Raw genomic sequence first — 12700 nt, forward strand, 5'->3', positions numbered from 1 at the left:
GAAGGGCAGCTGCGATGTGTAACCATCACCCAAATTCCTGCGAGGCCCCGTGACCATCATGACCATCGACCCTGCCGACTTGACCGCCCGCCTGATTCGCTGCCCCTCGGTCACCCCTGAAGAAGGTGGCGCGCTTCAGCTGCTGCAGGAGCTTTTGCAGAACGCGGGCTTCGAATGCCACCGCGTCGACCGCAACGGCACGCCGAACCTCTTTGCCCGCTGGGGCGCGAAGGGCGCGGCCCGCAGCTTCGGCTTCAACGGCCATACCGATGTCGTCCCGCCGGGCGATGCCGCCAGCTGGACGCATCCGCCGTTTTCCGGGGCCGAGATCGACGGGATGATCTGGGGCCGGGGCGCGACCGACATGAAATCGGGCGTCGCGGCCTTTGTCGCGGCGGCGGTCGATTTCGTCACCCGCACGCCGCCCGAGGGCGCGATCATCCTGACCATCACCGGGGATGAGGAAGGCCCGTCGCGCGATGGCACCCGCGCGCTTCTGGACTGGATGGCCACGCAGGGCGAGCAGATGTCGGTTTGTCTGGTGGGCGAGCCCTCGAACCCCGACAGGTTGGGAGAGATGATCAAGATCGGCCGTCGCGGCTCGATGACGCTGCAGATCACCACCAAGGGCGTGCAGGGCCATGCCGCCTACCCGCACCGCGCCAGGAACCCGCTGCATGCGCTGGTGCGGCTGCTGAATGACCTGACAACCCAACCCCTCGACACCGGGACCGAGCATTTCGACCCCTCGGGCCTGCAGATCACGACGATCGATTGCGGCAACCCGGCCTCGAACGTGATCCCCGAAAAGGCCAGCGCGACCGTCAACATCCGGTTCAATGACGCGCATACCTCGGTCGCGCTGGACGCGATGATCCGCGACAAGGCGCAGACGATCAGCGTTGAGACCGGCGTCGAGTTCCAGATCCGCACCGATGTCTCGGGCGAAAGCTTCCTGACGCGCCCCGGCCCCTTCGTCGATCTGGTGCGCGGCGTGGTCACGGAACAGACGGGCCTCGACCCGGTTCTGTCGACCTCGGGCGGGACCTCGGATGCGCGCTTCGTGAAAGACCATTGCCCGGTCCTTGAATTCGGTCTGGTCGGTCATTTCATGCATCAGGTGGATGAGCGTGTCCCGGCCGATCAGGTGCGCGCACTCAGCCGCATCTATGCCCGTATTCTGGAGCGCTATTTCGAATGATCGAACGGACCAATGACCTTGCGGCCTGCCATAAGATCCGGCGCGAGGTTTTCATCATCGAGCAATCGGTTTCCGAGGCCGAGGAACTGGACGGGCTGGATGGCGGCGCGCTGCATCTTCTGGCCCGTGACGCAGATGGCCAGCCGGTCGGCACGGCCCGCATCCTGCTGAAGAACGACATCGGCAAGATTGGTCGGGTGGCGGTGCTGCGCGCGGCCCGTGGCACCGGCCTCGGGGCCGCCCTGATCCGTGCGGCGTTGGAAGAATTGCGCCAGCAGCCCGGTATCACCCGGGCGCAACTGGGCGCGCAGACCCATGCCATCGCCTTCTATGAAAAGCTGGGGTTTCAGGCTTATGGCCCCGAATATGACGACGCCGGGATTCCGCATCGCGACATGGCGCGCGTGCTGTGATCATCCGGCCCGAGCTTGTCCAGCGCTTCCGTCCCTGGACCGAGCTTGCGTCGGCGCTGGCCGTGCTGGCCTTCGGGCTTTGGGTGTTCTCGCTGGGCGGCTGGCTGTTCTGGCCTCTGGGCGTGCTGATCGTCGCTGTCGCCGCCGTCTGGGCCAATGACGCGCGCCGCCGCAGGCGCTTCCTGCAGGACCAGACCGGCATCGGCGTGGTCGAGCTGGACGAGGGCGCGATCCGCTATCTGTCCCCGCACCGGTTTCTGGGCGGTGAGATCGCCCTGCGCGACCTGAACGAGATCCGCCTGATGCGGCTCAACGGCCATCTGCACTGGCGGCTGAAAAGCATGGCGGGCGAGGCGCTGCTGATCCCGGTTGATGCCGCCGGGGCGCATCGGCTGGCCGATGCCTTCGCGACCCTTCCGGGCCTCGATATGGGCCGGGTCTCGCGTGCGCTCGCGCAGGATTCCCCCAATTTGCAGACTGTTTGGACGAGAGGCGGGCAGACCCGCTTGACTTGATCCTCTGGTATTGCCACCTGTGACCTTCACGGCGAAAGAAAGGCCTCCGATGTCCATTCCCCAGCAGGGCGGCGGCCCGATCGAACACAGCGACCAGCTTGCCGAATATATCTCGTCGGGGGAAAAACCCCGCGAGGATTGGCGCATCGGCACCGAGCACGAGAAGTTCGGCTATCGCAAGGATGACCTGAAGCCCCTGCCCTATGAGGGACCGACCTCGATCAAGGCCATGCTGGAAGGCATCGGCCAGCGCTTCGGCTGGGACCCGGTTCTTGAGGGCGAGAATATCATCGGCCTGCAGAAGGACGGCGCGAACGTCAGCCTTGAGCCCGGCGGCCAGCTGGAACTCTCGGGCGCGCCGGTCGAAACCATCCACCAGACCTGCGATGAGGTGAACGCCCATCTGGCCGAGGTGAAATCCGTGGCCGATGACATGGGCGCAGGCTTCATCGGTCTGGGTGCCGCGCCGATCTGGCATCAGGACGAAATGCCGATGATGCCCAAGGGCCGCTATCGGCTGATGACCGATTACATGGACAGCGTCGGCACGCTGGGCAAGCAGATGATGTACCGCACCTGCACCGTGCAGGTGAACCTCGACTTCGCGTCCGAGGCCGACATGGTCCAGAAGATGCGCGTGGCGCTGGCGCTGCAGCCGGTGGCGACGGCGCTGTTTGCGAACTCGCCCTTCCTCGACGGCAAGCCCAATGGCATGAAAAGCTGGCGGGCGCATATCTGGCAGAACCTCGATGAGGCCCGCACCGGCATGCTGCCCTTCGTCTTCCAGGACGGGTTCGGCTATGAGGCCTGGGTCAACTATGTCCTCGATGTGCCGATGTATTTCGTCTATCGCGACGGCAAATACATCAACGCGCTTGGCCAGAGCTTCCGCGACTTCCTGAAGGGCAAGCTGCCCGCGCTGCCGGGCGAAGTGCCGACCCTGTCGGATTGGGCCGACCACATGACCACCGTCTTCCCCGAAGCGCGGGTCAAGAAATTCATCGAGATGCGCGGCGCCGATGGCGGCCCCTGGCGGCGGCTTTGCGCCCTGCCCGCGCTTTGGGTCGGGCTGATCTATGATCAGGGCGCGCTGGATGCGGCCACCGATCTGATCAAGGGCTGGACGGCCGAGCAGCGCGAAGGGCTGCGCCGCGCCGCGGGCAAGGACGCGCTGCAGGGCGAATTCGACGGGCTGAAGCTGCATGACATCGCCCGCGAGGTTCTGGAGATTGCCGAGGCCGGGCTGAAAGCCCGTGCCAAGCCCGGCGCAGGCGGTCTGGTCCCGGATGAGACGCATTTCCTGAACGCGCTGAAGGAAAGCGTCGCCACCGGCCGTGTCCCCGCCGATGAGCTTCTGGCGAAGTATCACGGCGAATGGCATGGCGATCTCAGCAAGATCTACGCCGAATACAGCTATTGAAATGCCAAAGGGCCGGGGATCACCCGGCCCTTTTCGCATCTTGCGGCCTGAGCCTGCGGACGGTCAGACGATGTCCGTCGTAGGCGCGCGGCGGCTGTTCATGAAATCATCGAACTCGGCCTTGTCCTTGGCCTCGCGCAGCTTGCGCAGGAAGGCTAGGAATTCGGTATGCTCGTCCTCCAGCCGCTTCAGCGTCTCGTCACGATAGGCGTCGAAGGCGCTGTTCCCGGTGCTGCCCGAGAAGTTCTGACGGCTGCGGAATTCACTGTTGCGATGACGGCAGGAAAACATGCGTTTGCTCCAGATCATGTAACCAAGGATCGCCAGTCCCACGGGCCAGGCAAAGACGAAGCCAAGGATCATCGCAATGATCCAGGCCGGTTTCCCGCGCTCGTCCAGCCAATCGCGCACGCCTGCCAACGCAGAGCTGACACGGTCCATGAGCGACTGACGCGGAGCCAGTGATGTATTCATCTCGGTCCCTTTCCAATGTGAATGTTAATCACATTTACATATGTGGAGAAAGCACCCCCTCCGTTCAATCCCCCGCCTGCAAAAAAATCACTCGGGGATGACGCCCAGCCCGCGCAGATAGATCAGCACGCCGCTTTCCAGCATATCCGAGGGCGAAATCGGCGAACGTCCGCCGGGTTTGCCACGCCCAAACAGCTCGACCACGCCATGGCTCATGGCCCAGATGTGATTGGCGACCATGCCCGCAGGCGGGCGGCGGTCGGCGGGCAGGCGCTTGAACAGCGCCTCAGCCCCGCGCAGCAGGACGCTTTGCGCTCGGTCGCTGGCCTGCGCCAGCGCCGGGTTTCCTGCAATCGAGATGCCGGATTCAAACATCGCGATATAAAGCCCGCGCCGTTCGGCGGCGAAGGTCAGATAGGCCTGCCCCATGCGCAGGAAGGCCGAAAGGGCCGAGGGCTGGCCTTCGCCGAAGGCCGCCTCCAGCCGTTCCGAGAATTCGACGTAACCCTGCCGGGCGACCTCTTCCAGCAGATCATCCTTGCCGGTGAAATGGCGATAGGGGGCGGCGGCGCTGACGCCCGCCAGCCGCGCGGCCTCGGCCAGGGTGAAGGCCTGAGGGCCCTGCTCTTCGATCAGCCGCGTCGTCGCGTCGACCAGAGCCTGGCGCAGATTGCCATGGTGATAAGAACTGCGGGCCACGTCGTGGCCTTACATGCCTTCGCCGAAATAATCTCCGACAAGCTCGGTCAGGGCATCGGCCAGCTCTTTCGCCTGCGCCCCGGTGGTGGTCACGCGAATGCTGGTGCCGCGCGGCGCGGCCAGCATCAGCAAGCCCATGATGGAATCGCCCGAGACGCTGATCCCGTCCTTTTCGACCGTGGCCTTGGCATCGAAACGCTCGACCGTTTCAACGAATTTGGCGCTGGCACGGGCGTGCAGGCCTTTTTCATTGATGATGGCAAGGTCGCGGGTGATGGGGCCGTGGATCAGGGCTTCGTTCATGAGACAGCGCGATTGGGAATGGACAGGACTTCGGCGGGATCGACATCGTAACTATTGATGTACTTGCGCCCGGCGTCCTTGGCCAGCGCCACGGCATCGCGCACCGGAAGTTTGCGGGATTTCGCCAGTTTGACCAGCATGGGCAGGTTGGCGCCATAAAGGATCGACCTGTTGCGCGCGGCACAGGCCATCAGCGACAGGTTCGAGGGCGACCCGCCGAACAGATCCGTCACCACGACGACCCCGTCGCCGGTATCGACCGAGTCAGCGGCGGCACAGATTTCCGCCTGCTTCTGGCTTCGGTCATGGTCTTCTTCAATGGTTACGGCACGAATGCCGCGTTGCGGTCCCACTACATGTTCGACGGCGGCGAGATATTCCCGCGCCAATCCACCATGAGCCACAATGACAATTCCGATCAATCGACCCACCACACATCGATAGCCGATCAAGCCTGCGCGTCTGCGGTACGGTTCTTTTCGTCCACCGGTGCCGGCGCCTTCTCTCGGCGTTCAAGTTCCCTATGCCTAATTGACACCTGCCACCCCTCATTAGCAAGCGCATCGGCCATTTTTTCAGCAGTTGTGACGGAACGATGTTGCCCTCCGGTACAGCCGAATCCGATCGCAACATGCGCTTTCCCCTCCTGTACATGTGCAGGAAGCGTGAAAAGTATCAAATCGCGCACTTTCGTGAAGAATTCCTCGAACCGGGGGTCCGCCATCACATATTCCTGCACTGCAGCATTTCTGCCATCAAGCGGGCGCAATTCGGGCTTCCAATGGGGATTCGCAAGGAAGCGACAGTCGAACATCATGTCCACGCCACGCGGCACCCCTCGCTTGTACGAGAAGGACTGGACCGAGACCGTCAGCACCCGCCCCTGCCGCGCATCGAACCACAGCGCCAGTTCCGCCTTGAGGTCGTGCGGCGACAGCTCGGTCGTGTCGACCAGCACATCGGCGCGGGTGCGGATCGGCCGCAGCATGTCATGCTCCAGCATGATCGCATCCTGGGGCGAGCCTTCGGCCGACAGCGGGTGGCGCCTGCGCGTTTCATTGTAGCGCAGCATCAGCTGTTCGGTCGAACAGTCCAGATACAGCACCTCCAGCGCGTAATCGGGCGTGCGCGTCAGCCGGTCGATCAGCTCGATCAGGTTCGCGACCGAGAAGTCGCGGTTGCGCACGTCGATGCCAAGCGCCAGCGGCACCGGGCGCACCGGACCGTCCAGAAGGCGCGGGATCAGGCTGATGGGCAGGTTGTCGATGGATTCGAACCCCAGATCCTCCAGCACGTTGATCGCCGTCGACCGGCCGGCGCCCGAAGGCCCGGTGACCAGCACAACCCTTTGCGCGCCATAGCTGCTGATCGCGTTGTCCATGTCTGAATGTCCCGTCACGGCCTGTGCGCGTCGTCAATGCGCCCACCGGCCAGATATTGCAGCAATGCACTGCATAAATGCGCTCTCTCGGCCCCAAGAACAAGGGGCAGCTCAAGGCCCAGCAGCGGGTGAAGATGGTGCGGCGGCAGACGTTCGGGCTCGGACCGGTCCAGATCGACGACCAGTGCCAGCGGGACGGGTCCCGAGGCCACCGCGCCCAGAATGCCCACGCCCCGCGCCTCGATCTGGCCCCGGATCGTGGCGGGCGCATCGGCCATGATCCGGTCCCCCTCGCGCACCAGCACCGTCCGGTCATCGGCGACCAGCCCCGCGCCAAGCGCCATCATGTCAAGCGCCAGCGTCGACTTCCCCGCGCCCGAGCGGCCCAGAATCAACAGCCCCCTGCCCCGAAGCTCAACGCAGGACGCGTGCACGATCATCTTCGAATCACCTCCGCAACCTTTGGGCGAAAATCCTGAGGCCCACCCCGTCCGCGATAGTTTTCGCCTTGCGTCCGGGCTTGGCGCAGAATGATTGCGCTAAACACTTATGGTTGCGCTAACCTGACCGCTGCCGGTCTTTCTTCGCAGAAATCCCATGCTATATCCCCGCCATGGACTGAGAGTAGTAGTCCTTTTTATGCAGGAGAAAAAGACTATGGCCCAACCGCGCGTCAATCCGAACTGCCGTCTCGAAGACCAGGGGATCACGGGGCTCGGTCAGGTCCATTACAACCTGCTGGAACCGGCGCTGATCCACGCTGCGATCGAACGCAATGAAGGCAAGCTGGGCCTTGGTGGCACGTTCCTGGTCTCGACCGGCGCCTATACCGGCCGTTCGCCCAAGGACAAGCACGTCGTCCGTACCCCCTCGGTCGAGAACTCGATCTGGTGGGAAAACAACCGCCCGATGGAGCCCGCAAAGTTCGACGTCCTCTACGCCGACATGCTGGAGCACATGAAGGGCGGCGAATATTTCGTTCAGGACCTCTACGCCGGCGCCGATCCTGCACTGCGCCTTGACGTTCGGGTCGTCAGCGAACTGGCCTGGCACAACCTGTTCATCCGCCACTTGCTGCGCCGCCCGGAAGCCGCCGAACTGGCGACCTTCCTGCCGCAGTTCACCATCATCAACTGCCCCAGCTTCAAGGCCGATCCGGAACGCCACGGCTGCCGCAGCGAGACCGTCATCGCGATCAACTTCGACAAGAAGCTGATCCTGATCGGCAACACCCAGTATTCGGGCGAGAACAAGAAGGGCGTCTTCACCCTTCTGAACTATCTGCTGCCGGAAAAAGGCGTGATGCCGATGCACTGCTCGGCCAACCACGCGCATGGCGACAAGGACGATGTCGCGATCTTCTTCGGTCTGTCGGGCACCGGCAAGACCACGCTCTCGGCCGATCCCTCGCGCACGCTGATCGGCGATGACGAGCATGGCTGGTCCGACAACGGCATCTTCAACTTCGAAGGCGGCTGCTACGCCAAGACCATCAACCTGTCGCCCGTGCACGAGCCCGAGATCTATGCGACCACGCATACCTTCGGCACCGTGATCGAGAACATGGTCTATGACCCCGACACGCTGGAGCTGGATTTCGAGGATAACTCGATCACCGACAACATGCGCTGCGCCTATCCGCTGGACATGATCTCGAACGCCTCGCCTGACAGCCTTGGTGGTCAGCCGAAGAACGTCATCATGCTGACCTGCGACGCTTACGGCGTGCTGCCGCCCATCGCGCGCCTGACGCCTGCGCAGGCGATGTACCACTTCCTGTCGGGCTTCACTTCGAAGACCCCGGGCACGGAAGTCGGCGTGGTTGAGCCCACCCCCACCTTCTCGACCTGTTTCGGCGCGCCCTTCATGCCGCGCCGCCCCGAGGAATACGGCAAGCTGCTGCAAACGCGCATCGCGGAATCGGGCGCACATTGCTGGCTGGTCAACACTGGCTGGACCGGCGGCGCCTTCGGCACCGGCAAGCGCATGCCCATCGCGGCGACCCGCGCCCTGCTGGCGGCGGCCCTTGATGGCTCGCTGAACGATGTCGAGTTCCGCAAGGACCCGAACTTCGGCTTCGAGGTTCCCATCTCGGTGCCGGGCGTCGACCCGCAGCTTCTGGACCCGCGCCAGACTTGGGCCGATGGCGAGGCCTATGACGCGCAGGCCCGCAAGCTGGTTGGCATGTTCAGCGACAACTTCGCCCAATATGCCGACAAGATCGACGACGACGTGCGCGCCGCCTCGATCGGCTGATCGGCAAAGCGCCGAACCTTTCCAAAAGGGGCAGAGAGCAATCTCTGCCCCTTTTTCATGCGCCCATGGGCGAAAAACCGCACAGTTCAGTCCGGAGCCCGCAAATTCGCCATTGGTTGGGGATCCATTGGGCAGCGTTCGGGATTAATCCTGCGACACGTTACACGAGACACCGCAATGACCCATAAATCCCGCCTCTCCTTCAATCTTCTGCTGACGGCCGCGCTTGCGGCGACGCTGGGCACGACCCTGCCTGCTGCGGCGGACGGCCGCGGGAACCGCCACGGCGACCACCGGGGTGAGCACCGTGGGAACGACCACAGGGGCAACGACCATCGCGGCGGCAATGTCCGCTATGCCCATTGCCCGCCGGGGCTGGCGAAGAAATCGCCTGCTTGTGTACCGCCCGGTCAGGCCCGCCAGCAGGGCTATTACGGCTATCGCCGGGGCGACATCATCCGTCGCGGCGATGTCATCGTCATCCGCGATCCGGGCCGCTATGAACTAGAGCAGCGCCGCGGCTGGGATTACTACCGCGACGACAATCGGATCTACCGCGTCGACCGCAACACCCAGCGGATCCTTGCGGTGATGAACCTGATTCAGGCCTTCTCGAACTAACCGTCGCGCTTGCGTTTGCGCTTGGTGGCGCGCTTGATCTCTTTCAGGCGCGCCTGCATCGGCATCCGGCGCACGCCCTTGCGGCGACGCCCGCGCGCGCCTTGGACGATGCCCTTGCCTTCCAACTCCAAGAGTTCCAGCATCAGCCCGCCGGTGATCGGTACGGCCTCGGACAGGCGCACCTTGACGCGCTGGCCCACGCTGATCTCGAGCCCCGTTTCCGAGCCCATCAGCGTCTGCGCGTCCCGGTCGAAATAGAAATATTCGTTGCCGATCTCGCGGATGGGCAGCAGCCCGTCGGCGCCGGTCTCATCCAGCTTGACGAAAGCGCCGAACTTCTGGACGCCGCTGATCCGTCCCGAGAACTCAGCCCCCACGCGATCCGACAGATAGGCCGCCAGATAGCGGTCGGTCGTGTCGCGTTCGGCCGCCATCGAGCGGCGCTCGGTCTCGCTGATATGCTCGGCGGTTTCCGACAGCCGGTCGATGTCCTCGGGCGACAGACCGTCCTTGCCCCATTTATGGCCAAGGATCAGCGCACGATGGACGATCAGGTCCGAATAGCGCCGGATGGGCGAGGTGAAATGCGCGTAGGACCGCAACGCCAGACCGAAATGCCCGAAATTCTCGGGGTGGTAATAGGCCTGCGTCATCGAACGCAGCGTGGTCATGTTGATCAGCTCGTCGAAATCGGTGCCCTCGGCCTGATCCAGCAGGCGGTTCAGATGGCTGGTCTGCAGGACCTGCCCCTTCGCCAGCGTGAAGCCCGAGGCCTGCGCAACCTCGCGCAGCGCATCCAGCTTTTCCATCGAGGGTTCCTCGTGGACGCGATACAGCAGCGGGCCACGCAGACGCTCAAGCTCTTCGGCGGCGGCGACGTTCGCCAGCACCATGAACTCTTCGATCAGCTTATGGGCATCGAAGCGGTCGCGGAAATTGACCGATTTCACCCGCCCGTCCGGCGTCAACTCAATCCGGCGCTCGGGCAGGTCCAGCTCCAGCGGCTGGCGCCGTTCGCGCGCCTGTTTCAACAGGCCATAGGCATGCCAAAGCGGCTTGATGACGCTGTCCTCAAGCGGCGCGGTCGCCTCGTCCAGCTTGCCGTCCGCCGCCGCCTGCGCCTGCTCATAGCTGAGGCTCGCGACCGAGCGCATCATGCCGCGCACGAAATGATGCGAGACCTTGTTGCCCTGCGCATCCAGCCGCATCTGCACGGCGATCACCGGGCGTTCGACGTCCTCATGCAGCGAGCACAGATCGCCCGACAGCACATCGGGCAGCATCGGCACCACGCGGTCGGGGAAATAGGTCGAGTTGCCGCGCTTCCACGCCTCGCGGTCGATGGCCGAGCCGGGGGTAACGTAATGCGCGACATCGGCGATGGCGACCCAGATGGTCGCGCCGCCATCCTCTTCGATGATCGAGGCGACGGCGTCGTCATGGTCGCGTGCGTCCGACGGGTCGATGGTGCAAAGCGGCAGGCCCCGCAGATCCTCGCGCCCCTTCATCGAAGCAGGGCGCGCGGCCTCGGCCTGGCTCAGCACCTCATCCGGGAATTCATCGGGGATGCCATGCTGGTGAATGGCGATCAGGCTGACGGCGCGCGGGGCGGAGGGGTCGCCCAGCCGCTCGACAATGCGGGCCGAGGGCAGGCCCAGCCGGTTCTTCGGCCCGGCCTGTTCGGCTTCGACCAGTTCACCATTCTGCGCGCCATGGGTGGCATCGGCGCGCACGATCCATTCCTTGTCCGCGCCCTTGTCGATGGGCAGGATGCGCCCGCCCGTATGAGGGTCCGAGGTGTCGCGGCGAAAGATGCCCAGAATGCGCAGGGGCGAATTGACCACGCGGCGGATCAGCCGCGCCTCATATTGATGATCCTCGGCCTGCACCGGGATCAGCCGGGCCAGCACCCGCTCTCCGGGGCCGACAGCGGGGTCGGCAGCGCGCGGGCGGAACAGGATGCGCGGCATCGGGCCTTCGCCCGGCCATTCGATGGGTTTGGCAAACAGATCGCCATCCGCATCGGGCGACAGGATCTGGATGACGCTGACCGGAGGCAGCGCCTCGGCATCGTGGTAATGCCGCCGGCGGCGCTCAAGCGCACCCTCGGCCTCAAGCTCTTTCAGCATATGCTTCAGTTCGATCCGCTCAGCCCCCTTGATGCCAAAGGCCTTGGCGATGTCCCGCTTGGCGGTGGCATCGGGATGCTGGGCAACCCAGTCGAGAATCTGTTGTCGGGAAGGAAGCTGTGCCATGCGCACACGCTAGCATGCAGTGCAGTCCGGGGGCAGAGGAAAAGCGCCCCCGGCGCCGGGATCGCCTCAGCTTTCCGAAGCAACCTTCGGAGGACGAATGAAACTCGCCGCATCGCGGACGATCGGATCGGCCTCAGCACCGGCGCTGATCTGGGCCAGAAAATCCTTGCGCATCTGCGGCGACCACGAGTCGTTGATATGCGCCGCCACCGCCTGAGCCGGGGGCTCATCCGGCTGGCTGCGGAAGAAATCGGCCATCTGGGTGGCCATGCGGATAAGCTTGTCTTGCATGGTCGGTCCTTAATCCTGCGGTGATCCCGGGATCCGCCCGGGATGGGTGTAAAGGTCAAATCCGTCCGCGCGGGCCCGCGCGATCAGTGTCATTCCGGCCGCCTCGGCCCAGGCCAGCGCCAGCGCCGTGGGCGCACTTGCGCCGATCAGGATGGGCGCGCCGATGCGGGCGGCCTTCTGGACCAGATCGACCGACAGGCGCGAGGACATCACGATGGCCCCCCGCGTCGCATCAATCCCCTGCCGCGCCAAGGCACCCGAGAGCTTGTCGAGCGCATTGTGCCGCCCCACATCCTCGCGCACCAGCGCGGTTTCGCCGTCCCAGAACCCCGCGCCGTGAATGGCCGGGGTCTCGGCCCGCCGGACCTGACCCGAGGCCATGGCCGCCATCGCGCGTCCCACATCCCCGGCGGTCATGATCCAGTTCGAGGTGACGGGCAGGATCTGCGGCAGCGCGGCCTCGATGCTGTCGACACCGCAAAGACCGCAGCCCACGGGGCCAACCATGCTGCGCCGCCGCTCGGCCAAACGCGCGGCATGGCCGGGCTTCAGCCACAGCCGCGCCTCGACGGCGGGCAGGCCCTGCACCTCGACCGGCATCTCCTCGAAGCCGGTGATCTCGTCCAGCGAGGCGATCAGCCCTTCGGTCAGCGCAAAGCCTACGGCGAAGTCCCGAAGGTCGTGAGGCGTCGCCATCAGCACCGCCTGTGACATGCCGTCGATGACGATGGCCACAGGCTGTTCCTCGGGGCTGGGCAGCAGACGTCCCCTGCCCCAATGCCCGTCCTGCCACCGAAGTGGCCCGGTCGGGGCGACAGCCGCATCACCTGCGGCTGTCCTGTCCGATATGGCCGTCATTCTGACCCGGTCC

Annotated in this window: 15 protein-coding genes; 6 read left to right on the top strand and 9 right to left on the bottom strand. The window is 64.5% G+C overall.

The features are described 5' to 3' along the window. Nucleotides 1-58: 58 nt before the first annotated feature. From dapE to IQ24_RS04160, 4 genes are read left to right on the top strand one after another with little or no spacing between them, the layout of a single operon-like run. The gene (gene dapE, locus IQ24_RS04145; protein ID WP_145396679.1) at nt 59-1201 is read left to right on the top strand and encodes a succinyl-diaminopimelate desuccinylase; all 1143 of its coding nucleotides are present in this window, start codon (nt 59-61) and stop codon (nt 1199-1201) included. Next, entirely contained in the window at nt 1198-1614 is a 417-nt protein-coding gene (locus IQ24_RS04150) for a GNAT family N-acetyltransferase (protein ID WP_145396508.1), read from the top strand. Before dapE ends, IQ24_RS04150 begins: the two co-directional genes overlap by 4 nt. Then, entirely contained in the window at nt 1611-2129 is a 519-nt protein-coding gene (locus tag IQ24_RS04155) for a hypothetical protein (protein WP_242007903.1), read from the top strand. Before IQ24_RS04150 ends, IQ24_RS04155 begins: the two co-directional genes overlap by 4 nt. 49 nt (nt 2130-2178) lie before the next feature. Then, nucleotides 2179-3549: a glutamate--cysteine ligase gene (locus tag IQ24_RS04160; RefSeq protein ID WP_145396510.1), complete on the top strand. Its 1371-nt coding sequence runs from the start codon at nt 2179-2181 to the stop codon at nt 3547-3549. 63 nt (nt 3550-3612) lie between these two features. Here IQ24_RS04160 and IQ24_RS04165 read toward each other — a convergent pair whose 3' ends face one another. The 6 genes from IQ24_RS04165 to IQ24_RS04190 form a co-directional block, all read right to left on the bottom strand. Beyond that, nucleotides 3613-4023 carry a DUF2852 domain-containing protein gene (locus IQ24_RS04165; protein ID WP_145396512.1) on the bottom strand — a complete coding sequence of 137 codons (411 nt, stop codon included), beginning with the start codon at nt 4021-4023 and terminating at the stop codon, nt 3613-3615. An 87-nt stretch (nt 4024-4110) separates the two neighbouring features. Next, entirely contained in the window at nt 4111-4722 is a 612-nt protein-coding gene (locus IQ24_RS04170) for a TetR/AcrR family transcriptional regulator (RefSeq protein WP_145396514.1), read from the bottom strand. Nucleotides 4723-4731: 9 nt separating this feature from the next. Next, nucleotides 4732-5025 (bottom strand): HPr family phosphocarrier protein, encoded by a 294-nt coding sequence (locus IQ24_RS04175; RefSeq protein WP_145396516.1) that lies wholly within the window; start codon nt 5023-5025, stop codon nt 4732-4734. Next, nucleotides 5022-5447: a PTS sugar transporter subunit IIA gene (locus IQ24_RS04180; protein ID WP_145396681.1), complete on the bottom strand. Its 426-nt coding sequence runs from the start codon at nt 5445-5447 to the stop codon at nt 5022-5024. The genes IQ24_RS04175 and IQ24_RS04180 overlap by 4 nt, the downstream gene beginning before the upstream one ends. Nucleotides 5448-5473: 26 nt before the next feature. Beyond that, entirely contained in the window at nt 5474-6406 is a 933-nt protein-coding gene (rapZ, locus tag IQ24_RS04185; RefSeq protein ID WP_145396518.1) for an RNase adapter RapZ, read from the bottom strand. A gap of 14 nt (nt 6407-6420) precedes the next feature. Next, nucleotides 6421-6846 carry an HPr kinase/phosphorylase gene (locus IQ24_RS04190; protein WP_145396520.1) on the bottom strand — a complete coding sequence of 142 codons (426 nt, stop codon included), beginning with the start codon at nt 6844-6846 and terminating at the stop codon, nt 6421-6423. 217 nt (nt 6847-7063) lie between these two features. On the opposite strand from IQ24_RS04190, the gene IQ24_RS04195 reads away from it, so the two are divergent. Together IQ24_RS04195 and IQ24_RS04200 are read left to right on the top strand one after the other, a co-directional pair. Further along, nucleotides 7064-8662, top strand: a complete 1599-nt coding sequence (locus IQ24_RS04195; protein WP_145396521.1) for a phosphoenolpyruvate carboxykinase — start codon at nt 7064-7066, stop codon at nt 8660-8662. Between the two features lie 177 nt (nt 8663-8839). After that, nucleotides 8840-9283 carry a hypothetical protein gene (locus IQ24_RS04200; protein ID WP_145396523.1) on the top strand — a complete coding sequence of 148 codons (444 nt, stop codon included), beginning with the start codon at nt 8840-8842 and terminating at the stop codon, nt 9281-9283. Here the strand turns inward: IQ24_RS04200 and rnr are convergent. The 3 genes from rnr to fdhD all read right to left on the bottom strand — a co-directional run bounded on the left by rnr (nt 9280) and on the right by fdhD (nt 12687). Beyond that, a complete protein-coding gene (gene rnr, locus IQ24_RS04205; protein ID WP_145396525.1) occupies nt 9280-11538 on the bottom strand; it encodes a ribonuclease R in 2259 nt (752 codons plus the stop codon). The two genes, IQ24_RS04200 and rnr, sit on opposite strands and share 4 nt — an antisense overlap. A 66-nt stretch (nt 11539-11604) precedes the next feature. After that, a complete protein-coding gene (locus IQ24_RS04210) occupies nt 11605-11829 on the bottom strand; it encodes a formate dehydrogenase subunit delta (protein ID WP_145396526.1) in 225 nt (74 codons plus the stop codon). 9 nt (nt 11830-11838) lie between these two features. Continuing rightward, nucleotides 11839-12687 (bottom strand): formate dehydrogenase accessory sulfurtransferase FdhD, encoded by an 849-nt coding sequence (fdhD, locus tag IQ24_RS04215; protein ID WP_145396528.1) that lies wholly within the window; start codon nt 12685-12687, stop codon nt 11839-11841. Nucleotides 12688-12700: the final 13 nt, after the last annotated feature.

The sequence above is a fragment of the Paracoccus sulfuroxidans genome (assembly GCF_007830335.1).
Taxonomy (GTDB): Bacteria; Pseudomonadota; Alphaproteobacteria; order Rhodobacterales; family Rhodobacteraceae; genus Paracoccus; species Paracoccus sulfuroxidans.